This window comes from Flavobacterium cucumis, assembly GCF_900148835.1.
Taxonomy (GTDB): Bacteria; Bacteroidota; Bacteroidia; order Flavobacteriales; family Flavobacteriaceae; genus Flavobacterium; species Flavobacterium cucumis.
Genome location: NZ_FRYK01000001.1, coordinates 799,549 through 821,649, shown reverse-complemented (window position 1 = coordinate 821,649; position 22,101 = coordinate 799,549). Strand labels below are relative to the sequence as shown.

Annotated in this window: 20 protein-coding genes and 1 tRNA gene; 11 read left to right on the top strand and 10 right to left on the bottom strand. The window is 31.8% G+C overall.

All coding sequences use genetic code 11. The annotated features are described in order from the left end of the window. Nucleotides 1-4: 4 nt before the first annotated feature. Entirely contained in the window at nucleotides 5-424 is a 420-nt protein-coding gene (gene ybeY, locus BUE95_RS03925) for an rRNA maturation RNase YbeY (protein ID WP_073581621.1), read from the bottom strand. Then, nucleotides 417-3,731, bottom strand: coding sequence for a DUF4175 family protein (locus BUE95_RS03920; RefSeq protein WP_073581619.1), 3,315 nt, complete (start codon nucleotides 3,729-3,731; stop codon nucleotides 417-419). Before BUE95_RS03920 ends, ybeY begins: the two co-directional genes overlap by 8 nt. Before the next feature lie 176 nt (nucleotides 3,732-3,907). Between BUE95_RS03920 and gltX the strand changes: the two genes are divergently transcribed. Then, nucleotides 3,908-5,404, top strand: a complete 1,497-nt coding sequence (gene gltX, locus BUE95_RS03915) for a glutamate--tRNA ligase (RefSeq protein ID WP_073581617.1) — start codon at nucleotides 3,908-3,910, stop codon at nucleotides 5,402-5,404. Nucleotides 5,405-5,440: 36 nt separating this feature from the next. On the opposite strand, the gene BUE95_RS03910 is transcribed toward gltX, so the two are convergent. Continuing rightward, nucleotides 5,441-6,088: a hypothetical protein gene (locus tag BUE95_RS03910; RefSeq protein ID WP_073581615.1), complete on the bottom strand. Its 648-nt coding sequence runs from the start codon at nucleotides 6,086-6,088 to the stop codon at nucleotides 5,441-5,443. A 97-nt stretch (nucleotides 6,089-6,185) separates the two neighbouring features. Here BUE95_RS03910 and BUE95_RS03905 point away from each other — a divergent pair, with 97 nt between their 5' ends. Continuing rightward, nucleotides 6,186-7,163: an SPFH domain-containing protein gene (locus BUE95_RS03905; RefSeq protein WP_073581613.1), complete on the top strand. Its 978-nt coding sequence runs from the start codon at nucleotides 6,186-6,188 to the stop codon at nucleotides 7,161-7,163. Nucleotides 7,164-7,611: 448 nt separating this feature from the next. Here BUE95_RS03905 and BUE95_RS03900 read toward each other — a convergent pair whose 3' ends face one another. Next, complete coding sequence (locus BUE95_RS03900) at nucleotides 7,612-9,294, bottom strand: glutamine--tRNA ligase/YqeY domain fusion protein (protein WP_073581611.1); 1,683 nt, start codon at nucleotides 9,292-9,294, stop codon at nucleotides 7,612-7,614. 131 nt (nucleotides 9,295-9,425) lie between these two features. Between BUE95_RS03900 and folB the strand changes: the two genes are divergently transcribed. Together folB and BUE95_RS03890 are read left to right on the top strand one after the other, a co-directional pair. After that, a complete protein-coding gene (gene folB / locus BUE95_RS03895; protein WP_073582424.1) occupies nucleotides 9,426-9,785 on the top strand; it encodes a dihydroneopterin aldolase in 360 nt (119 codons plus the stop codon). A gap of 161 nt (nucleotides 9,786-9,946) precedes the next feature. Next, nucleotides 9,947-10,017: transfer RNA gene (locus tag BUE95_RS03890), tRNA-Cys, on the top strand. Between the two features lie 274 nt (nucleotides 10,018-10,291). Here the strand turns inward: BUE95_RS03890 and BUE95_RS03885 are convergent. The 4 genes from BUE95_RS03885 to rnr form a co-directional block, all read right to left on the bottom strand. Further along, nucleotides 10,292-10,984, bottom strand: a complete 693-nt coding sequence (locus BUE95_RS03885; RefSeq protein WP_073582422.1) for a LysE family translocator — start codon at nucleotides 10,982-10,984, stop codon at nucleotides 10,292-10,294. Nucleotides 10,985-11,093: 109 nt separating this feature from the next. After that, a complete protein-coding gene (locus tag BUE95_RS03880; RefSeq protein ID WP_073581609.1) occupies nucleotides 11,094-11,768 on the bottom strand; it encodes a head GIN domain-containing protein in 675 nt (224 codons plus the stop codon). Then, a complete protein-coding gene (locus BUE95_RS03875; RefSeq protein WP_073581607.1) occupies nucleotides 11,765-12,046 on the bottom strand; it encodes a hypothetical protein in 282 nt (93 codons plus the stop codon). The genes BUE95_RS03880 and BUE95_RS03875 overlap by 4 nt, the downstream gene beginning before the upstream one ends. 77 nt (nucleotides 12,047-12,123) lie before the next feature. Next, the gene (gene rnr, locus BUE95_RS03870) at nucleotides 12,124-14,301 is read right to left on the bottom strand and encodes a ribonuclease R (protein ID WP_073581605.1); all 2,178 of its coding nucleotides are present in this window, start codon (nucleotides 14,299-14,301) and stop codon (nucleotides 12,124-12,126) included. Between the two features lie 124 nt (nucleotides 14,302-14,425). Here rnr and BUE95_RS03865 point away from each other — a divergent pair, with 124 nt between their 5' ends. From BUE95_RS03865 to BUE95_RS03845, 4 genes are all read left to right on the top strand, one after another. Then, nucleotides 14,426-14,662 carry a hypothetical protein gene (locus BUE95_RS03865; protein ID WP_073581603.1) on the top strand — a complete coding sequence of 79 codons (237 nt, stop codon included), beginning with the start codon at nucleotides 14,426-14,428 and terminating at the stop codon, nucleotides 14,660-14,662. Nucleotides 14,663-14,706: 44 nt separating this feature from the next. Continuing rightward, nucleotides 14,707-14,946: a hypothetical protein gene (locus BUE95_RS03860; protein WP_073581601.1), complete on the top strand. Its 240-nt coding sequence runs from the start codon at nucleotides 14,707-14,709 to the stop codon at nucleotides 14,944-14,946. Between the two features lie 623 nt (nucleotides 14,947-15,569). After that, entirely contained in the window at nucleotides 15,570-16,001 is a 432-nt protein-coding gene (gene rpiB / locus BUE95_RS03850) for a ribose 5-phosphate isomerase B (protein ID WP_073581597.1), read from the top strand. Nucleotides 16,002-16,024: 23 nt separating this feature from the next. After that, the gene (locus BUE95_RS03845) at nucleotides 16,025-16,858 is read left to right on the top strand and encodes an NAD(P)H-hydrate dehydratase (RefSeq protein WP_073581595.1); all 834 of its coding nucleotides are present in this window, start codon (nucleotides 16,025-16,027) and stop codon (nucleotides 16,856-16,858) included. Here BUE95_RS03845 and BUE95_RS03840 read toward each other — a convergent pair. Then, nucleotides 16,823-17,095, bottom strand: coding sequence for a DUF1294 domain-containing protein (locus BUE95_RS03840; RefSeq protein WP_073581593.1), 273 nt, complete (start codon nucleotides 17,093-17,095; stop codon nucleotides 16,823-16,825). The genes BUE95_RS03845 and BUE95_RS03840 overlap by 36 nt on opposite strands. 53 nt (nucleotides 17,096-17,148) lie before the next feature. On the opposite strand from BUE95_RS03840, the gene BUE95_RS03835 reads away from it, so the two are divergent. Beyond that, a complete protein-coding gene (locus BUE95_RS03835) occupies nucleotides 17,149-19,275 on the top strand; it encodes a Tex family protein (protein WP_073581591.1) in 2,127 nt (708 codons plus the stop codon). 122 nt (nucleotides 19,276-19,397) lie between these two features. Here BUE95_RS03835 and BUE95_RS03830 read toward each other — a convergent pair whose 3' ends face one another. Further along, nucleotides 19,398-19,604, bottom strand: a complete 207-nt coding sequence (locus BUE95_RS03830; protein ID WP_073581589.1) for a Sec-independent protein translocase subunit TatA/TatB — start codon at nucleotides 19,602-19,604, stop codon at nucleotides 19,398-19,400. Nucleotides 19,605-19,734: 130 nt separating this feature from the next. Between BUE95_RS03830 and BUE95_RS03825 the strand changes: the two genes are divergently transcribed. Together BUE95_RS03825 and BUE95_RS03820 are read left to right on the top strand one after the other, a co-directional pair. Then, complete coding sequence (locus BUE95_RS03825) at nucleotides 19,735-20,607, top strand: murein hydrolase activator EnvC family protein (protein WP_073581587.1); 873 nt, start codon at nucleotides 19,735-19,737, stop codon at nucleotides 20,605-20,607. A 1-nt stretch (nucleotide 20,608) separates the two neighbouring features. After that, nucleotides 20,609-22,099, top strand: coding sequence for a GH3 auxin-responsive promoter family protein (locus tag BUE95_RS03820; RefSeq protein WP_073582420.1), 1,491 nt, complete (start codon nucleotides 20,609-20,611; stop codon nucleotides 22,097-22,099). The last annotated feature ends 2 nt before the right edge of the window (nucleotides 22,100-22,101 follow it).

Here is a 22,101-nt window from a genome sequence, read left to right as displayed (position 1 = left end):
AAGCTTAATGTTCCACGTGAAACATTTGCATTTTTTCTTCTTCTTTAGAACGCATCAAAGCTTCGTCTTCAGGAGATTTATCTTTGTATCCACAATAGTGTAAAACTCCATGTGAAAGAACACGCTTTAATTCTTCCTCAAAAGAAACCTTAAAATCATTCGCATTATCTTGAACACGTTCTACAGAAACGAAAATATCTCCCTGTATTAAATTTCCTACTGTGTAATCAAAACTGATAATATCGGTTAAAGTGTCATGATCTAAGTACTCCACATTGATTTTATGTAGGTATTCGTCATCACAAAAAATATAATTGATTTCGCCTTCATCAAATCCTTCTGATTCAATTATGCGAGATATCCAATCTTCGTATTGCGCTTCGTTTTCTAGTTCGAAATCTGTTTCGTAATTAAAACTAATCATTGCCTTTAAAATAGTTTTGAACCTTCTGGTTAAAATTGGGTTGCAAAGGTAAGCTTTGTCTGTTTAATATTTCAACACTATTTAGATAATCTTTTAATTCCTTAGAAAGTGGAGTAGTGGAACCGTTATAATTCTTATCATTAGTTTTAGACTGACGCTTGGTATCTTCTCCTTGTTGCTGAATGGCTTTTTCTAATTTTAAAAGCTCGTGTTTTAAATTCAACATCTTTTGCAACGTCTCATTTTTGAATCCTTTATTAATTAATTGCTTCTCGATATCTTTCATTTGGTTCAAGGCATTCAGACCTTGACCTGTCAATCCTTCTTTCTCTAGAGCTATTTGCAAAGCATCACGCAATTGTCTTTGCTCTTTTAAAATCTCAAGAACTTTTCCTGCGTTACCTTCGGAACCATTTTCACCTTCTTCGTCGTTCTCACCTGATTGTCCTTTTTGTTTTCCTTGACCCGATTTTTCACCCGGTTTATCTCCAGGCTTATCTCCTTGTTTCATACCTTCTTTCATTTTTTCGCCTAAACCTTCTTGCTGTTTGATGATATCTGGCAACTGCATTCCTTTACCGCCACCAGGTTTTGGCTTCCCTTTTCCCGAACCCTGACCTTGCATTTCCATATTCATTTCAGTTTGCACATTACTTAAATAATCTGCTAAACGATTGGCTGATGTTAGAACATATTGCTGATGTGAAGCACCTTTTTGAATGTTATTATCCGCTAAAGTTTCTAAAGTCTTGTCTAAGTTGTAATGGATTTCACCGACTTCATTTAAAATCGTTTCAGTAATTTTTGGATTACGTAAAGCCACAGCGAACAAACTATCATCCACATGTTTGAATTGTAACTTTAAATCTTGTTGTTTTTTTAACACTTTGTTCAATTGCAAAGAACGCGTTTGAGTTGCATTAGTAGTCTTAATCAAACCTTCTTCGTCAAAAGAAAATGCTAATAAATTATCTAGAATTTGTCGTAACAATTTAGCATCTTCTTGCATTTGTTCCATGTCACCTGATTGCATAGATTGAGACATTTTTTGACTCATCTGTTTCATCTTTGCAGCAGCTGATTTTTGCTTAGGTTTTGCTTTCTGTTGATTTTGTTTTTGCAATTCTTCAGAAGCTTTCTCCATGTCTTTTTTCACATCTTCTTGTTCATTCTTATCGTTAGGAATGTCCATTGGAGCTTTCAATTCTTTGTTTTCTTTCTCTAAATCTTGAAGCTCTTTTTGAATTTCTTCGAATTCTTTATTGATTGTATCCTGATTTTCCATAGAGTTTTCTTTAGCATCGTCAGCTAATTTATCTTCCTTCACCGCCAACTTATCTAATTTGTCTGCGATTTGTTCCGCTTTCTTTTCAACGTAAAAACGTTTGGTCAACTCTACTAACTGTTCAAGATTCTGTTGTTGATTTTTAGCATTTTGTTTAAGCTTATCTGCTTTGTCGAACAATTGATCTTTCTCTAATTTTTTAGAAAGCTCTTCTAATTCTTTAAGCAGTTTTTCATTTTTCTCTGCTTGTTTTTCGGCTTCTTCTAATCTTCGGAGTAGCTCTTCTTTGTCTTTATCTTGTGATTTTGGATTAAATTCTTCCAAATTCTCGGTTAACTTTTTAGTGAATTCTTTCATCATTTCATCTTGCTGTTTTTGACGATTGATAAAGTCTTCCACTTTCTTTTGGTCTTTGAAATCTAAAGTCGATTTCTCTTTGTTCATTTTTTGGAGTTTGTCCAATTCTGAAATTTGCTTCTCTTGATTTTGAAGCGATTTTTCTAAACTATTTATGTTTTCATTCTGCTCTTGCAGTTGTTTGTCTTCTTTTTGGACCTCTGTAAGTTCATAATGAAGAAAAACAGAAGATTTTGTGCTTTTATAATTGTTAACTACATCATTATCAAATACTTCAAAGTAATATTCGTAATTTACACCTTCATCAATAGATAAACCATTTGGAAAAGAATAAATAAATTGGTCAACGGCTTGTTTATTGATAGCTAAATTCGCTTTTCGAACTGCATTTGGATTTCCTTTTGGATAGAAAACAACTTGTAACTTCGATAAACCATGATCATCGGCAACTTGACCAATCATCATTTTTGATTTTAACTTAAGAGAATCAGGCGCAATTTGAACTGAAATCGTAGGATATTGATCTTTAATCGTTGCAATTTGATACGACAATTTTTCAAACTCGTTGATGTTTCTATTAGATGTAATTACTTCGTAACTTAAATTATCAGTGATTCTTCTGGAAAGCGAAAAATTGTTTTCATTATTTATAAAAACACTTACTTGATTGTTCGATTTAAAACTCACTTTATCCGTTGCCAAAGCATTAATTCTCCAATTCACAACGGTGCCTTCTGGAACTACAGCATTTCCAGTTCCTTGAATAACTTCTGATTTCTTTCCTAAATAGGAAGGATATTGCAAGACCATTTCAAAGTTGGCAATCGTTGGAACATCCACCACATTAATCTGATATTCATTCGAATTTAATCCATTTGCTAAAAGCAAAAAAGTAACATCTTTAGATAATTTTGAAAACGTATATTCAAAAACACCTGGTTTTGTGGTTTGTAAAAAATATTCTTCATCACCAATTTGAATAGCAATATTATCAGGCATAACTTTTCCTTGTGTTTTAACTTGTAAAACAAAATCGGAATTCTGTTGTGCTGTTAATGATTTATTCAATACTACAAATTCAAAAAGAGCTGGTGGTGCATATTTCGTTTCATAATTCACTACTCGAGCAAAACTATTCGAAATGATTTCAGAATTTCCGGTAACGAAAAACAGTATCAATAATAGAATTGGGATAATCGCATAAGGCAAAAACTTCTTATTCTTAGCAAAATTCACCGCATTCGAAAACGGAATTGGTTGTAACGAAGCTGCTTTTTGTTCGATAGAAGCTGCTAATAATTCCGAAGTTTGACTTTGATTCGCCAATTGCAGGAAGTTTAACAACTTGTCTTGCACTTCTGAAAAATGATTACCAATGATTTCAGAAGCTTGTTCGTAATTGATTCCTTGTTGTAATTTGAATAATTTAAACAACGGAAAAGCAATAAAACGAATCAATAAAAACAATTCAACGCCTACAAACAACCAGAACAAAATAGTTCTTCCTGATGTGGATAACCATAAAAAATATTCAATCAATAAGGTAAAAATAAAATACAACAAGCCAAATCCGATAAAAAGAATGACTCCTTTTATCAGCTCATTGGTGTAAAACTTCTTAATAAACCCTTCAAGCTTATCAAAAATAATGCTTTTTGCTTCCAAATTTGTTGATATACTGTTTATAACTGATAAAAATACAATATCTTAATAGATTAGTCAATAGGTTTTTAATGAAACTTAACATTTGTAGAATACGATTGTTAATAACCTAATGATTTTCTAAAATCTAAAATCTAACTTCTAAATTGGAATCGTATCTTTGCACAAAATTTAATGAAATGTCAGTAAGAGTAAGATTTGCACCAAGTCCAACCGGACCTTTGCATATTGGTGGTGTTCGTACCGCTTTATTCAATTATTTATTTGCCAAAAAACATGGTGGTACTTTCTATTTGCGAATTGAAGATACCGATCAAACGCGTTTTGTTCCAGGAGCAGAAGCCTATATTTTTGAAGCTTTAGAATGGTTAGGAATTGCACCAGATGAAACCGTAGGAAAGAACGAAAAATTTGGACCTTATCGTCAAAGCGAACGTAAAGCAATGTATCAACAATATGCAGACCAATTAATTAATTCAGGTTGGGCATATTATGCTTTTGATACGGCAGAAAGTTTAGATGCGATGCGAAAAGAAGCTGAAGCTAATGGAAAAACGTTTATTTATAATCATTCGGTAAGAGAGCAATTGGATAACTCGTTGACGGTTTCACGTGAAAAAGTAACGGAACGAATTGCTGCAGGCGAACAGTATGTAATCCGTTTTAAAACACCAGTGAATGAAATTTTAGAATTAAAAGACATTATTCGTGGCGACATTAAATTTGATACGAATTTATTAGATGATAAAGTTTTATTCAAATCAGATGGTATGCCAACGTACCATTTAGCGAATATTGTAGATGACCATTTGATGGAGACTTCGCATGTCATTCGTGGAGAAGAATGGTTACCAAGTTTGCCTTTACATCATTTATTATACAAAGCTTTTGGTTGGAATGCTCCAGAATTTGCGCATTTACCTTTGATTTTAAAACCAATTGGAAATGGAAAATTATCAAAACGCGATGGTGATAAAATGGGATTCCCAGTATTTCCTTTGGAATGGAAAACGGAAGAAGGAATTTCATCAGGCTATAGAGAAAATGGATTTTTCCCAGAAGCGGTTGTCAACTTTTTAGCGTTATTAGGTTGGAATGATGGAACCGAACAAGAAATTTTCTCATTAGAAGAATTGGTACAAAAATTCGATTTAAATAGAATTCACAAAGCAGGAGCGAAGTTTGACCCAGAGAAAAACAAATGGTTCAATCATCAGTATTTAATTGGGAAAAGTGATAAGGAATTAGCTATAAGTTTTTCTACGGATTTAGAAAAAAGAGGTGTTTCTACAACAATAGATTTAGAAAGAGTGGTTTCTTTAATTAAAGAAAGAGCTAATTTCGTAACCGAATTTTGGGATTTATCAGATTATTTCTTTGAAGCACCAACATCATACGACGAAAAAGCAGCTAAAAACTGGAAAGAAGAAACACCAGGATTAATGCAACAGGTGATTTCGGAGTTAGAAAAGATTGAAGATTTTACTTCAGCTAACATCGAAACCTTATTAAAAGAATGGATGACAACAAACGAAATTGGAATGGGGAAAGTAATGCAACCGCTACGATTGAGTTTAGTAGGCGCGTTAAAAGGGTCACATTTATTCGATATTATCGAAATGATAGGAAAAGCCGAAACGGTGAAGAGAATAGAAAAAGCGATTGCTAGTTTATAAAAAAGAAAGCCCTCTGAAATTCAGGGGGCTTTTTTATTAAAGATATATTGTAATAAGACCACTAATCAATCCAATATTTCCTTTCATATTCAAACCTGAGGATATAACATTTTCGTTCTCTTTTAGATTACCGAAAAAATTAGTCAAACCATATTGATATCCGATTCTTGCTCTTATATTTTTAATTCCGCCATTGATTCCAACATAAAAATTGGCATTAATCTTTGAAACATCTACAATATCTTTAGCTATTAAACCGGGTTGGTCTAACAATAAATTGTTTTCGTCATCTTTATCTATTCCTAATTTACCATTTATTTGTAACACAGGTCCAAACTCGATATTCAGATGATCTTCAATTGCAGTATAACTAGGTACTAGATAAATTTGAACCGCCGACATTTTGAAATTCGTTTGCGTTTGTTGTAATCCATTTAATGTTGGAATGGAAAAATTACTATCCGTAAAAAACATACCAAAGCCCATTTGCCAATTGTTATAATAATTTCCTCGGACGCCTAGACCTGCCATCCAACCTACTTCAGATGTAACAGTTAAATTGTCAGTAAAGACATTTAACTGAGTTACACCTCCTTCAATCCCAATACGATTACTGTCTTTATTTCCACGTTGAGCAAAGACCGAACACGAGAATAAAATAAAGAAAAAAAATAAATTTCTCATAATTATACATTTACATCACAAAAATAAGATTAAAAAACGAAACTGTAACTTTTTACTTAAATAAGCGTATAACTATAAATCTATAAACTAAATCATTATGAATTATTTATTATTTCCAATAATTTTCATTGGATTAATCATCCTTTTTTCTTCATTTTTCACCGTTAAACAACAAACCGTAGTGGTAGTGGAACGATTCGGTAAATTTCTTAGCTTAAGAAATTCGGGTTTACAACTTAAGATTCCAATTGTTGACAGAATTGCAGGACGTGTTAATTTAAGAATTCAACAATTAGATGTTATCATCGAAACCAAAACAAAAGATAACGTATTCGTTAAAATGAAAGTTTCGGTACAGTTCAAAGTATTACAAGAAAAAGCATACGAAGCGTTTTATAAATTAGAATATCCACACGACCAAATTACTTCTTACGTGTTTGACGTAGTTCGTGCTGAAGTTCCAAAATTAAAATTAGACGACGTTTTTGAAAGAAAAGATGATATTGCTATCGCTGTAAAACGTGAATTAAATGAAGCGATGACTACTTATGGTTATGATATCATAAATACCTTAATTACTGATATTGATCCAGATATTCAAGTTAAAAATGCGATGAACCGAATTAATGCAGCGGACCGAGAAAAAACGGCTGCAGAGTATGAAGCAGAAGCAGGAAGAATCAGAATTGTTGCAAAAGCTAAAGCAGAAGCAGAAAGTAAAAGACTTCAAGGTCAAGGTATTGCCGACCAAAGAAGAGAAATCGCACGTGGTTTAGTAGAATCAGTTGATGTATTGAACAAAGTGGGAATCAATTCTCAAGAAGCTTCGGCTTTAATCGTAGTAACACAACATTACGATACATTACAAGCAATTGGAGCAGATGCAAATTCTAATTTAATTCTATTACCAAATTCACCGCAAGCTGGTAGTGACATGTTGAACAACATGGTGGCAAGTTTTACAGCAAGTAACCAAGTAGGTGAAGCAATGAAAAATGCTAACAAAACCAAAAAAGTAAATAAGAAAGATATTTCAAACGATAATTTTGGAATTGAAGATTCGGAAGAAGTATAATCTAGATGCTGAAAAATTTCAGCATGACAAAAACGAAAACCATCAATTTTTAATTGGTGGTTTTTTTTATAACCAAATATTAGAAATCTACAATTTCAGTGATAATTTTTTAAAAGCAGTTCCATGAAGAGTAAATCAGAGTAAAATTACCTCGATTTTATACTAAAATTAAAATAAAGCAATTTCTGACACTATCAATAGTAAAGATGTAAAAACACTTTAGCTAAAAAAGTTATTGTATTAGAATTAATTTATGAAAGCTACTTTTTTAAGTTTTTAATTATAATAAATTTTATTTCGATAGTTTTTAATAATAATAGTAAAAATAGATTATAAAAAAAATATCATCATAAAAAATTATTTTTAACAATTAGGAATAAAAAAACCTGCAAAGAAAAATTTGCAGGTTTGTAGTCTTAATTCTTAATACAATAATCTTGATACATTTTTATTGTTCTGAAATTTTTGCCCAAGTATCTCTCAAGCCAACTGTTTTGTTGAAAACTAATTTTTCAGGAGTTGAATCTCTATCTACACAGAAATAACCTAAACGTTGAAATTGGAAATGATCTAACTCTTTTGAAGTTACCAAACTTGGTTCTACAAATCCTTTAATTACTTTTAATGAATTTGGATTGATGTATTCTTTAAAATCAACTTCTTTGTCTTTATCTGGACTCTCATTGGTAAATAATCTGTCATAAATTCGAACTTCCGCTTCTTTTGCATGAGGAATTGAAACCCAATGAATAGTTCCTTTTACTTTTCTTTGACTTGCTTCTGTTCCGCTTCCTGATTTTGAATCTACGTCGTAAGTAGCGTGAATTTCGGTAATATTTCCGTTTTCGTCTTTTATAACAGATTCACCTTTAATGATATAGGCATTTTTTAAACGAACTTCAGTTCCTAAAGTCAAACGGAAAAATTTCTTATGTGCTTCTTCTTGAAAATCTTCTCTTTCAATATACAATTCTTTAGAAAAAGGCACTTTTCTGTACGTCATTACTTCTTCTTCCGGATTATTTTCGGCTTCTAACCATTCTTCTTGACCTTCTGGATAATTCGTAATTACTAATTTCACAGGATCTAAAACAGCCATTACACGAGGTGCAATTTTATTCAAATCTTCACGAACACAGAATTCTAAAAGCGAAACATCAATCAAATTATCACGCTTTGCAATACCGATAGTTTTAGCAAAATTTCGAATTGAAGCTGGAGTGTAACCGCGTCTTCTCATTCCAGAAATCGTTGACATTCTTGGGTCATCCCAACCTGTAACATGTTTTTCTTCAACTAATTGCAATAATTTACGTTTAGAAACAACAGTATGTGATAAATTTCTACGTGCAAATTCTCTTTGTTTTGGACGTACCTTAGTTTCATCGTAAATTTGATTCAAAAACCAATCATATAATTCACGGTGAGGCAAGAATTCTAACGTACAAAATGAATGCGAAATTTGCTCTAAATAATCACTTTCACCATGTGCCCAGTCGTACATTGGATAAATACACCAATCGTTTCCTGTTCTGTGGTGATGTGCGTGCATGATGCGGTAAATAATAGGATCACGCATCAGCATGTTGTTAGCACCCATCGAAATTTTAGCACGTAAAACATGAGTTCCTTTTTCGAATTCACCGTTTTTCATACGTGTAAACAAATCTAAATTTTCTTCGATAGAACGATTTCTGTAAGGAGAATCGGTTCCTGGAGTAGTAGGCGTACCTTTTTGTTTTGCCATTTCTTCCGAAGTTTGGCTATCTACATACGCTTTATCTTTTTTGATTAATTCCACTGCCCAATCATACAATTGTTGGAAATAATCCGAGGCATAACATTCTTTATCCCATTTAAAACCAAGCCACTCTACATCGCGCTTTATCGCATCAACATATTCTTGCTCTTCTTTTGATGGATTGGTATCGTCAAAACGAAGATTAACTGGTGCTTTATAATCGATTCCTAAACCAAAATTTAAACAAATTGCACTGGCATGACCAACATGCAAATAACCATTAGGTTCTGGTGGAAAACGAAAACGCAATTTATCTGCTGACAAACCATTTTTTAAATCTTCTTCAATGATTTGTTCTATAAAATTCAATGATTTTTCTTCCGTAGACATAAACTCTAAAATTTATGCAAAGATAGAAAATGTTTCAGGTTTCGGGCTTAAAAGTTTCACGTTTTATGTAACTTTGAGAAAAGAAAAACAACTTGAAACCTAAAAAATTTCAAACTAAAAAATATAATGATATGGGAACAATAAAATTAAATAATATCCGAACATATTCTTATCACGGATGCTTGGTGGAAGAAGGAAAAATAGGTTCTGATTATCGCGTAGATTTAGAAATAAAAACCGATTTACGCAAATCATCCCAATCAGATGAACTAGCTGATACCGTTGATTATGTACATTTAAACAAAATTGTAGTGGAAGAAATGGCAATTCGTTCTAAATTATTAGAACACGTTGCCCAACGCATTATCACGAGATGTTTTGCGGAAATTCCATCGATTTCTCGAATAAAATTAGCGGTTTCTAAATTGAATCCTCCTATTGGAGGTGATGTAGAAGCAGTTACGATTGAAATGGAAGAGTTTAGAAACTAGTGTTCAGTGTTTAGTAATTAGTTGGCAGTTAAAAAATTACGTTTATCATTGTTTTTTTAAATCTCTATTGAAATAAAAAATACAGTAAAATGGTAAACTTTTAAACTTTAAACTTTTAAACTTTAAACTTTTTATATACATTTGCAGTCCGTTCAAATAATGGCGTCGTGGCCGAGCGGCTAGGCAGCGGTCTGCAAAACCGTCTACCCCGGTTCGAATCCGGGCGATGCCTCTAAAACCTTCTAAGAAATTAGGAGGTTTTTTTATGAGATAATTTTTAGAAAAAATAAATAAAAGATATATCGAATCCGGGCGATGCCTCTAAAGAGTTACTAGAAATAGTAGCTCTTTTTTTTGTTTAATGTTTAGAAAAAATTAATTAAAGATATATCGAATCCGGGCGATGCCTCTAAAACCTTCAAGGAAACTTGGAAGTTTTATTATGGCTAATTTTTAGAATTAATTAGATCATGAAACGAGTTCAGGATGACAAACATTAAAAATTATTATTCCGTAACAGCTGTATCTGGTAACAACTTATTGGTTATCATTTCTTTTTCTTTTGGGAAGAAACCTTGAAGAATAAAAAACAAACCAAAAATTAAAATTACCATACTAATTACTCGTTTGATTTTGTAGATGTTTGCTGGAATTAATTTGTGTTTCAATTGCTTTGCTAATAATATTTTAGCTACATCAAAAGCTAAATAAAACACTAAAATTGCAGCGAAAAAAATAGAAATTCGAGAAGTATTCATTTCCATTTGTGGTCCGTACGTGATGATAATCATCATCCAAAAACCTAAAACTCCAATGTTGATGAAATTCAATAAAAACCCTTTGAAAAACAAAGCAAAGTAATTTTTCTTTGGAATATTATCGTCGTCTTGTTCAATTTCAGTTTGTTTTTTGAAATTTCTTTTGAGTTGAATAAACGAAATTAATCCATAAGCCAACATAATAATTCCACCAATGACAAATAAAGTAGGATTATCTTTTAATTGTTCTAAAAGTTGATTCGTACTTAAATACGCAATAAGAATGAAAATAATATCACCAAAAACAATTCCTAAATCAAAAATAAAAGCAGCTCTAAACCCTTTGGTAATACTGGTTTCAAGTAAAACAAAAAAACCAGGACCAATTGAAAAAGCTAACAAAAGTCCCCAAGGAATTGCGGTAAGTATGTCTTGTAAAATCAAGTATTCAGTATTCAGTAATTAGTGTTCAGTGCTTTTAATAAAGTACGAATTTACGAAAAAAATCTGCCAACTAAAAACTCCCGATAGCTATCGGGACTGATTACTATTATTTAGCTTGTTCGATAGTTCCTCCAGCGATTTTCTTTTCGTTGATTTGTTTTGGTTTGCCATAAATTTTAATTTCACCACCAGCTCTTGTTTTAGCCTCTACTAAATCAGTTGCAAACACGTGAGCTATTCCTCCAGCATTTACGGTTACTACAGTTTGCTGTGTTTTACAATCTTGACCATCATACTTACCACCCGAATTGGATAAAATATCTTGATTTTTAACTGAACCAATAGTAGTAACCACGCTACCTTGTGAAACTCTAACTTGTAATCTATCCGCTTGTAAATTAGTCAGTTTAATTTCGGAACCTTCTTTACAAATGATATCAAAATTAATGGCAGAAATTTCATCTTTTGAAGCAATTCTACTTCCTTCATTTGCTTCTAAAGCGTCTAATTTTTTGAAATAAACCGTAGCTGAAACATCGTCACCACTTAACATTTTAGTTAAAGGCATTCTGATTTTTAATTCACCATTTTTGTTTACTAATTCCACTTCTTGAGAATTAGCTCCAGTTAAAATAACTTTATTTTCAGTTGAAGCTACTAAGCTGACATCAATTTTATCAAAAGCGGTTACTTTGGTAAAATCACCAACGTTTTTTTCAGTTTGCGCTATTCCAAAAGAAAAAATGGAACAGGTTATAAAGGTTAAAAATGTGTTTTTCATGATAATATATAATAAATTAAAAAAGGAATAATAAGTATTAATAATACTTGAATAATAAATAATGAACTCTCGCTTTTAATAGTTCTCCTCATTAGAAAATCAATTAAAAGTAAAACAAGTGAAAACAATAAAAATCCAAGTAATAAAGAACCAGCCATTCCATGAGCACTTTCTTCAGGTTTAATTGTAAGTATATTAAATAAAGTTATCAGAAATATACTAATAGCAATTACATTGAATAATGAAATATTTCTTTTTATAAATTCGATTACTTTCATATTTTATAAATTCCTACTAGGATTTCAAAACCTAGCAGGAAAACTAATCACTAATTACTTTTCACTTATCACTAAAACTATTCTCTCTTTCTCAAATAATGAAAATCTAATTGTTTTTTTACTAAATCGGCATTTTTTACTTTAACGTAAACTTCATCGCCTAATTGTATGATGTTTTTAGAAACTTCACCAACTAAAGCATATTGTTTGTCATCAAACGTGTAATAATCTTCTTTTATATCACGAATACGAACCATTCCTTCGCATTTGTTTTCGATGATTTCTACATAAATTCCCCATTCGGTCACACCAGAAATTACACCTAAAAACTCTTGATCTTTATGATCTTGCATGTATTTTACTTGCATGTATTTCACAGAATCGCGTTCGGCATTGGCAGCTAAGCTTTCCATATTTGAAGAATGCACACATTTTTCTTCGTATTCTTCTTCGCTTACACTTTTTCCACCATCTAAATAATGTTGCAACAAACGGTGTGCCATAACATCAGGATAACGACGAATTGGCGAGGTAAAATGACTGTAATAATCAAATGCTAATCCGTAGTGACCAATATTTTCAGTTGAATAAGCCGCCTTACTCATACTTCGAATCGTAAGTGTATCAACTAAATTCTGTTCTTTTTTACCCACCACTTCGGAAAGTAAATTATTCAACGAACTGGAAATATCTTTTTTAGATTTGAAATTAATCGAATACCCAAACTTAGAAATAACCGATTGTAATCCCATCAATTTATCTTCATTAGGTTCATCGTGAATTCTGTAAATAAAAGTTTTCTTTTGTTTTCCAATGAATTCTGCTACCTTTCTATTCGCTAACAACATGAATTCTTCAATCAAATGATTGGCATCTTTACTTTGTTTGAAGTAAACACCAATTGGTTCTGCTGCTTCATTTAAATTGAATTTTACTTCTACTTTATCAAACGAAATTGCTCCAGCTGCCATTCTTTTTCTACGAAGAATTTTAGCTAATTCATCCATTTTAAGTGTAGCATCAACAATTGGTTTTGGAACGATATATTCGCTTCCAGTTAATGAAATTTCGGCTGGAATTACGTCTGATTTTGTTTCGATGATACTTTGTGCTTCTTCATACGCAAAACGTTGATCAGAATACGTTACCGTTCTTCCAAACCATGCATCTAAAACTTCTGCTTTATCATTCAATTGAAAAACTGCTGAAAAGGTATATTTTTCTTCATGAGGACGAAGAGAACAAGCAAAATTCGATAATACTTCTGGTAACATGGGAACTACTCTGTCTACCAAATAAACTGAAGTTGCTCGATTATACGCTTCATCATCTAAAATGGTTCCTTCTTGTACATAATGCGAAACATCGGCTATATGAACTCCGATTTCATAATTTCCGTTTTCTAAGACTTGAAACGATAACGCATCATCAAAATCTTTAGCATCTTTTGGATCAATGGTAAACGTTAAAATATCGCGCATGTCGCGACGTTTTTTAATTTCTTCTTCTGTGATTGAAGTATCAATTTTATTTGCATACGTTTCTACTTCAATTGGAAAATCGTATGGTAAACCATATTCTGCTAAAATCGCGTGAATTTCTGTATTGTGTTCGCCTGGTTTTCCTAATACTTTAATAACAGAACCAAAAGGTGAATCGGCTTTTTTAGGCCAATCTTCTAAGGTTACTAAAACTACATCTCCGTGCTCAGCATCACCAATTTTATTTTTTGGAATAAAAATATCGGTATACATTTTAGCATTGGCAGTAGTTACGAAAGCAAAATTTTTTTGAATATCAATTACACCAACAAATTCTGATTTTTTTCGTTCTAAAATTTCTAAAACTTCTGCTTCTGGTTTACGTGAACTTCTTCTATTGTAAATATAAGCTTTCACTTTATCCCCATCTAAAGCATGATTTAAGTTAATAAACGGAACAAAAACATCGTCTTCTAATTCATCACAAACAAAATATCCTGTTTTACGAGAAGTCATATCAATAACTCCTTCGTAATATTCGGCTTTAGAAATAATTTGATATTTACCAACCTCCGTTTCGTGAATTTTATCTTGTGCTTTAAGTATTTTTAAATCTCTAATTATTTCGTTGCGGCTTTTGGTATCGCTTAACTCTAAAACAGCAGCTATTTGCTTGTAATTAAAAGATTTAGAAGGTTCTTTTGAAAGTATTTTAAATATTTGTGCAGTAAAATCTTTTGGCTTCTTTCCTAATTTTTTTGGTTTCTTACTCATTGTATCTTTTCTAAATTATTGTGAAAGTTACGAAATTGTTATAAGTAATTACTAACTTGTCTTCAAGTTTTAATGAAAAAATAACTTTTCGTATATTTGTGAAATAACGAAAAATGTAAAAGATATGAATGATTTTGTAGTAGTTGCTATTTTTAACAACCAAAAAGAAACCATGAAATTAAGAAGTGTATTGGAAAGAAAAAAAATTCCATACATAATTCAAGATGAAACAGTAGTATCAGTTGATCCATTACAAAGTATTGGTTTTGGAAATATTACTTTAAAAGTAGAAGAATCAAATGTAGATAAAGTAAAAAGAATACTTATCGATTCTAAGAAAGAAAAATTAATTGTTCAATAAAAATTAAGGATTTACAAATTGTAAATCCTTTTTTATTTAATCTTATGGAAAATTTTATTACCGTAGCAATTTTTAACTACCAACACGAAACAATAATTATTAAAAATATATTAGAGCAAGAGGGTATAACATTCTTTTTTGAAAATGAAACTATTATTGGAATAGATCCATTTGCCAGCATAGCTTACGGAGGCATAAAATTAAAAGTACATCAAAACGATGAAGCAACTGTACTAGAAATTCTAAAAAAACTAAACGAAGACGATCATTTAAAAATTGTTTAATTTTTCAAAATCTGAAAGTTTTCAACATATATTAAAAACAATAAAAAATATTTTTAATTAAATTTAAATTTATGATGATTATTATAGTGTGTTAATATGTGGAATAAGTTTTTATATAAACCTTTTTTTTAAAAGTTATTCCAAGTTATACAAACTAATTAACAATAATACTTTCATTTAATAAATTGAAAATCTGTGCGTTTTTTGTTTTTGAATCATGGTTATTAACAATTGTTAAAAATGATTTTTATAGCAAAAATGTAAATAAGTTTACAACTTGCTTTATGTTAATAACCTTAGAAATTTTATTGATAATTTTTCAACAAAAAAGAATAACTCTTCTTGATTTTTTCAATTCAATTTTGGATTACAATTTTTTTCTATATGTCTTAAAAAAACTTCTAATTTTCTATCTAAAGTTATTAACAATTGGTGTTAATTTAATATTAACTGATTATCAATGATTTACATTTAGAAGTTAACAATGTCTATTTTTTAGATCATTTTATTGTATAATTTATTGATTTTAAACAAATTGATTAAATAATATTCAAAATAGTAAAGTAATTATTAATCCTTCCTAATCTTTAGTATTTTTGCATGTATAAAACACACAACAACTTATGAAAATTTCAATTGGAAACGACCATGCTGGTCCAGATTACAAAAAAGCTATTGTTGAATATTTAGAAGAAAAAGGACACATCGTTTACAACCATGGAACCGATTCTTTTGAAAGTGTAGATTACCCAGATTTTGGTCATCCTGTAGCATACGATGTAGAAAGCAAAAAAGCCGATTTAGGAATTGTAATCTGCGGTTCAGGAAACGGAATTGCCATGACAGCAAACAAACACCAAGATATTCGTGCTGCTTTATGTTGGACTAAAGAAATTGCTGCTTTAGCACGTCAACATAATGATGCTAATATTATTAGTATTCCAGCTCGTTATACTTCAATTCAGCAAGCTATTGAAATGGTAGATACTTTTTTAAATACACCATTTGAAGGCGGAAGACATGGAAATCGCGTAAAAAAAATCGCTTGTAAATAATCCAAAACTTAAAAACAATTCAAATGGAAGTCGTAAAATTAGATTTGAATTGTATTAAAAATAGTTATAAAAAACGACCATGTGACTCTCATAAAGGTTTACATGGTCATGCTTTATTAATTGCAGGAAGTTTAGATAAAATGGGCGCTGCTATTATTGCTTCTAAAGCATGTTTACGTTCAGGTGTTGGCTTATTAACCGTTGCTTTTTATTCTGAAAATAAAAACGTTCTTTTCCATTCAATTCCCGAAGCGATGTATGCTAATACTTGTGTGATGAACGATTTATCACCTTACAATGCAATCGGAATTGGTCCCGGAATTGGAGTAGATGAAATCAGCCTGCAATATATTTACGAATTATACGAAAATAAACTTCCCGTTGTTTTTGATGCTGATGCTTTAAATATAATTGCGAAATATAAAATCGATTGGAAGCATTTTAATTTTCCATTTGTGCTAACACCACATCCAAAAGAGTTTGACCGTTTATTTAGCGAACTCAATTCAGAATCAGAAAGAAGAAGTATAGCCATCCAAAAAGCCAAAGAATTAAATTGTGTTATTGTTTTAAAAGGACATAAAACTTTCATCACTGACGGAATTCAAACTTTTGAAAACACTACAGGAAATTCAGGTTTAGCAAAAGGCGGTTCGGGTGATGCCTTAACAGGAATGATTACTTCGTTTTTAGCCCAAGGTTATACAATTTTACAAGCGGCTAAATTAGGTGTTTATCTTCACGGATTAGCAGCTGATATCACACTTCAAACACAAAGCGAAGAAAGTATGTTAATAACCGATGTTATTGAAAATATAGGTTTAGCTTTTAAACATTTGCATTCCGAAATAAAATAAAACAATCTGAAGTATTGCAATAGCATAAAAAGCTAATGTAAAAGAAAACTTATTGGTTTTGTGTTTGAAAAGGTACATGCTTACAATTCCTCCAATAGTTCCACCAACGCCAGTCAAAAAAAGTAATTTGAATTCTGAAATTCGTCTTTTATTCTTTTTAGCTTGCCATTTATCGTAGCCAAATGTTAAAAAACAAAGGTTATTTATCACAATTAAATAAATAAATAGTGCTTCCAAAAGCTAATAATTTTGTCCAAAGATAGTATTTTAGCAATTCAATTTTATTTACAATGACCAATATTCAATTCATTCAAAACCAAACCAACATTGCTCCAAAAAGCATTGAAGCTACTATAAAATTACTTTCGGAAGATTGTACGATTCCATTTATTTCGCGTTACCGAAAAGACCAAACTGGAAATTTAGATGAGGTGCAAATCGAAGCCATTTCGAAATTAAACAAACAATATGATGAAATCATCAAGCGAAAAGAAAGTATTTTAAAATCGATTGAAGAGCAAAATGCACTTTCACCAGAATTGAAATCAAAAATTGAAAACAGTTTCGATTTACAAGAATTAGAAGATTTCTATTTACCCTATAAAAAGAAGAAAAAAACCAAAGCCGATGTTGCTCGTGAAAACGGATTAGAGCCATTGGCAAAAATCATCATGAGTCAAAAAAATGATGATATTGAGTTTTTAGCCTCTAAATATTTGAATGCAAACGTAAAAAATGAAGACGAAGCGTTACAAGGCGCTCGCGATATTATTGCCGAATGGATTAACGAAAACATCTTTATTCGTAAAAATCTTCGTAGAATGTTCCAACGAAAAGCTGAAATCACCACGAAGGTTGTAAAAACCAAAAAAGATGACGAAGCGGCTCAAAAATTCTCTCAATATTTCGATTGGGCAGAACCGATTTCCAAAGCACCATCACATCGTTTATTAGCCATGTTGCGTGCCGAAGCGGAAGGTTTTGTAAAGTTAAATGTCGCTGTTGAAAAAGAAGAAGCATTAGATTTTATCGAAGAAAATATTATCAAAAATAAAAATTCGGATGCAACCGAACATTTGGAGTTGGCGATAAAAGACAGCTACAAACGCTTGTTAGAACCCGCTATTTCAAATGAAACGTTGCAAGAGGCAAAAGCCAAAGCCGATATCAAAGCGATTGATGTGTTCTCTGAAAATTTACGTCAGTTGTTGTTAGCACCACCCTTAGGTGAAAAACGAATTTTAGCTATCGACCCTGGTTACAGAACCGGTTGTAAAGTAGTGTGTTTGGATGAAAAAGGGGATTTGTTAAATAACGAAACCATTTATCCACACGCACCACAAAACGACACCGCTATGGCGATGAAAAAAATTCGTTCGATGGTGAATGCGTACAACATTGAAGCGATTTCTATTGGTAATGGAACAGCTTCTCGAGAAACGGAATTTTTTATTAAAAAAATTGCTTTCGATAAACCGGTCCAAGTTTTTGTAGTTTCGGAAGCTGGAGCATCGGTGTATTCTGCGAGTAAAATTGCCCGTGAAGAATTTCCTAATTATGATGTAACGGTTCGTGGTTCGGTTTCGATTGGAAGAAGACTTTCTGATCCATTGGCAGAATTAGTAAAAATTGATCCAAAATCAATCGGAGTTGGACAATATCAGCACGATGTGGACCAAACCAAATTACAATCTGCTTTAGATAGTACGGTAATGAGTTGTGTGAATTCCGTTGGGATTAACATTAATACAGCAAGTAAATCGTTGTTAAGTTACGTATCTGGAATTGGTGAAAAAATGGCGGAAAATATTGTCGCCTATCGTTCAGAAAACGGACCTTTTGAAGATAGAAAACAATTGAAAAAAGTACCACGATTAGGAGAAAAAGCGTATCAACAAGCAGCCGCATTTATTAGAATTCGCGACGGAAAAAATCCGTTAGATAATTCAGCGGTGCATCCAGAAGCGTATTCAATTGTGGAAAAAATGGCTAAAGATTTAGGGATCAAAACCAATGAATTAATTGCTAACAAAGAAAAAATAGCTCAAATAAAACCAGAGAATTACATCACAGCTGAAATCGGAATTTTAACGTTGAAAGACATTTTAAAAGAGCTAGAAAAGCCAGGTTTAGACCCAAGAAAAGCAGTAAAAATTTTTGAATTCGACCCGAATGTTCGCTCTATTAACGATTTAAAAACGGGTATGATTTTACCAGGAATTGTGAATAACATTACTGCTTTTGGTTGTTTTGTTGATTTAGGAATCAAAGAAAGTGGTCTAGTTCACATTTCACAACTAAAAGAAGGCTATGTTTCCGATGTAAACGAAGTAGTAAAAATGCACCAACACGTTCAAGTAAAAGTTGTTGAGGTGGATGAAGCTAGAAAGAGAATTCAGTTGACGATGATTTTATAATTCCCCCTCTTTTAGAGGGGTGCCCGAAAGAGCTGGGTGTCAAAAAAAAAATCCCAAACTTCAGATTCTGAAACAAGTTCAGAATGACAAAAAGTTTGGGATTTTAAATATTGAAAAGAAAATTATTCTTTTTCTTTCGTTTCTTCTTCTTTTTTTGAATTAGCAGGTTGCTCGTCTTTTGCTGCGTTTTTGAACTCTTTAATACCAGTTCCAATTCCTTTCATTAATTCTGGAATTTTTTTACCACCAAAAAGTAAAACCACAATGGCAATAATAAGGATTACTTGCATAGGACCAATTACTCCTAAAAATATAGCTAGTGCATTCATTTGTTCTAAAATTTAAAGTACAAAGATATAAAGAAATTAACAAATGATTATTTTTTAACGATTAATTATACAAATCGAAATTAGAAACCCGTTGTATTTAGTATATTTGTGTAATTAATATGTTTTAAAAATGGCTAATAAAAGGCTAAAAAGACAACTTTTATTAAGAAAATTATTCAACAAGAGAAGGTTAGTTATTCTTAACGAAGATACTTTTGAAGAAACTTTTTCGTTAAAATTAAATTTAATGAATGTCTTTGTAGTGGCAACTGTTGGTGCTATTTTAATCATTTTTGTTACCACTTATATCATTGCTTTTACGCCTTTACGCGAGTATATTCCAGGTTATGCTTCTTCAAAATTAAAAGAAGAAGCCTTGGAAATGGCAATAAAATCAGATTCTCTTGAAAAATCAGTGAAAATCAATAATGCTTATATTGCTTCCATAAAAAAAGTACTTACAGGCGATTTAGAATATGTAAAGTTGAATAAAGATTCCATAAAAGCTTTAAATGCAGAGGCACTCGATTTATCGGAACTCACTCCAACTGAAAAAGAAAATGAACTAAGAGAACAGGTAATTAAAGAAGACAAATACAACGTTTTTGAATCTTCAAAACCTAAAGTAAGTTTTGTTTTGTTTCCGCCTGCTCAAGGAAGTATTTTGCAAAGATACAATGCTGTAAATAAACATTTAGCGGTTAAAATTGCCCTTACCAACAATACACCAATTAAAGCAGTGGCAGCAGGAACCATTATTTTTTCCGATTGGACGCCAAGTTCGGGTTATGTAGTGATTGTGCGTCATAAAGATGATATTTTATCGGTGTATAAAAACACAGCTTCGGTAACTAAAACGCAAGGTAATACGGTCAAATCAGGAGAAGTTATCGCTCTAGCTGGAAACGCAAATACAGTTCAAAATTCAGGTGCAACCTTACATTTTGAATTATGGAAAGATGGTTTCCCAATTGATCCAACGCAGTTTATCAATTTCAATTAACATGTCAGTAAAAGCTTTTGCAGCAAAATTATTTGCAAAAAGAATTCATGCCAAAACCCAAAAATGGGCTAATAATCCAGTTGAAACACAACAAAAAGTGTTTCAAGAGTTAATTAAAGAAGCGGCTCAAACGCAATTTGGAAAAGATCACGATTTTGGTGCAATTAAAAATCATTCCGATTTTATTCAAAAAGTGCCAGTTCGCGACTATGAAGGTTTGAAATATTATGTGGATAAAGTGGTAAAAGGTGAAGAGAATGTACTTTGGAAAGGTAAACCGCTTTATTTTGCCAAAACTTCCGGAACTACTTCTGGTGCCAAATATATTCCTTTGACAAAAGAATCAATGCCGTTTCATATTCAAGCCGCTCGAAATGCTATCTTGAGTTATATTCAAGAAACGGGAAAAGCCGATTTTGTATCAGGAAAAATGATATTCTTGCAAGGAAGTCCCATTTTAGAAGAAAAAAACGGTATCAAACTCGGAAGATTATCCGGAATTGTAGCGCATTTTGTCCCAAAATATTTACAAAAAAACCGCATGCCAAGCTGGGAAACCAATTGCATTGAAGATTGGGAAACCAAAGTTAATGCGATTGTAGAAGAAACAATAGAGGAAAATATGACCGTGATTTCTGGAATTCCATCGTGGGTACAAATGTATTTTGAGAAGTTGAAGGAAAAAACTAATAAACCCGTTGGCGAAATTTTTAAAAACTTCAATTTATTCATTTATGGAGGTGTGAATTACGAACCTTATCGAGCGAAATTCGAAAACTTAATTGGTAGAAAAGTAGATTCGATTGAATTGTTTCCAGCTTCCGAAGGCTTTTTTGCTTACCAAGATTCACAGAAAGACAAAGGCATGCTGTTGTTATTGAATTCTGGAATTTTCTACGAATTCATTAAAGCCGACGAATTTTTCACCGAAAATCCAAAGCGTTACACCATTGGCGAAGTGGAATTAGGTGTTAATTATGTTTTAATTATTTCCACTAATGCCGGACTTTGGGCTTACAATATTGGTGATACGATTCAGTTTACGAGCCTAAAACCATATCGTGTGATTGTTTCGGGAAGAATCAAACATTATATTTCTGCTTTTGGTGAACATGTTATTGGAAAAGAAGTGGAATCAGCATTAAAAGAAGCCATGGAAGGAACGGATGTTAGTGTAAACGAATTCACAGTCGCACCACAAATTACACCAAAAGAAGGATTACCTTATCATGAATGGTTTATTGAATTTGAAAATGAGCCTGAAAATCTAGAAGATTTTGCATTGAAAATAGACACTGCTATGCGCAAACAAAATGTGTATTATGACGATTTGATTGTTGGGCATGTATTGAGAACATTAGTCATCACAAGTGTTCCAAAAAACGGTTTCCAAGACTATATGAAATCGATAGGCAAATTAGGTGGACAAAATAAATTACCAAGATTAAGTAACGATAGAAAAATTGCTCAGTTTTTTGAGATAAAAGAATAAAG

What these genes read in the sequence shown, in the direction of transcription:
- BUE95_RS03900 (WP_073581611.1), bottom strand. Translation starts at nt 9,294, where the DNA reads ATGTCTACGGAAGAAAAATCATTGAATTTTATAGAACAAATCATTGAA.
- BUE95_RS03835 (WP_073581591.1), top strand. Translation starts at nt 17,149, where the DNA reads ATGACCAATATTCAATTCATTCAAAACCAAACCAACATTGCTCCAAAA.
- BUE95_RS03875 (WP_073581607.1), bottom strand. Translation starts at nt 12,046, where the DNA reads ATGAAAGTAATCGAATTTATAAAAAGAAATATTTCATTATTCAATGTA.
- rpiB (WP_073581597.1), top strand. Translation starts at nt 15,570, where the DNA reads ATGAAAATTTCAATTGGAAACGACCATGCTGGTCCAGATTACAAAAAA.
- BUE95_RS03880 (WP_073581609.1), bottom strand. Translation starts at nt 11,768, where the DNA reads ATGAAAAACACATTTTTAACCTTTATAACCTGTTCCATTTTTTCTTTT.
- BUE95_RS03865 (WP_073581603.1), top strand. Translation starts at nt 14,426, where the DNA reads ATGAATGATTTTGTAGTAGTTGCTATTTTTAACAACCAAAAAGAAACC.
- folB (WP_073582424.1), top strand. Translation starts at nt 9,426, where the DNA reads ATGGGAACAATAAAATTAAATAATATCCGAACATATTCTTATCACGGA.
- BUE95_RS03825 (WP_073581587.1), top strand. Translation starts at nt 19,735, where the DNA reads ATGGCTAATAAAAGGCTAAAAAGACAACTTTTATTAAGAAAATTATTC.
- BUE95_RS03845 (WP_073581595.1), top strand. Translation starts at nt 16,025, where the DNA reads ATGGAAGTCGTAAAATTAGATTTGAATTGTATTAAAAATAGTTATAAA.
- BUE95_RS03860 (WP_073581601.1), top strand. Translation starts at nt 14,707, where the DNA reads ATGGAAAATTTTATTACCGTAGCAATTTTTAACTACCAACACGAAACA.
- ybeY (WP_073581621.1), bottom strand. Translation starts at nt 424, where the DNA reads ATGATTAGTTTTAATTACGAAACAGATTTCGAACTAGAAAACGAAGCG.
- BUE95_RS03830 (WP_073581589.1), bottom strand. Translation starts at nt 19,604, where the DNA reads ATGAATGCACTAGCTATATTTTTAGGAGTAATTGGTCCTATGCAAGTA.
- BUE95_RS03905 (WP_073581613.1), top strand. Translation starts at nt 6,186, where the DNA reads ATGAATTATTTATTATTTCCAATAATTTTCATTGGATTAATCATCCTT.
- rnr (WP_073581605.1), bottom strand. Translation starts at nt 14,301, where the DNA reads ATGAGTAAGAAACCAAAAAAATTAGGAAAGAAGCCAAAAGATTTTACT.
- BUE95_RS03820 (WP_073582420.1), top strand. Translation starts at nt 20,609, where the DNA reads ATGTCAGTAAAAGCTTTTGCAGCAAAATTATTTGCAAAAAGAATTCAT.
- gltX (WP_073581617.1), top strand. Translation starts at nt 3,908, where the DNA reads ATGTCAGTAAGAGTAAGATTTGCACCAAGTCCAACCGGACCTTTGCAT.
- BUE95_RS03910 (WP_073581615.1), bottom strand. Translation starts at nt 6,088, where the DNA reads ATGAGAAATTTATTTTTTTTCTTTATTTTATTCTCGTGTTCGGTCTTT.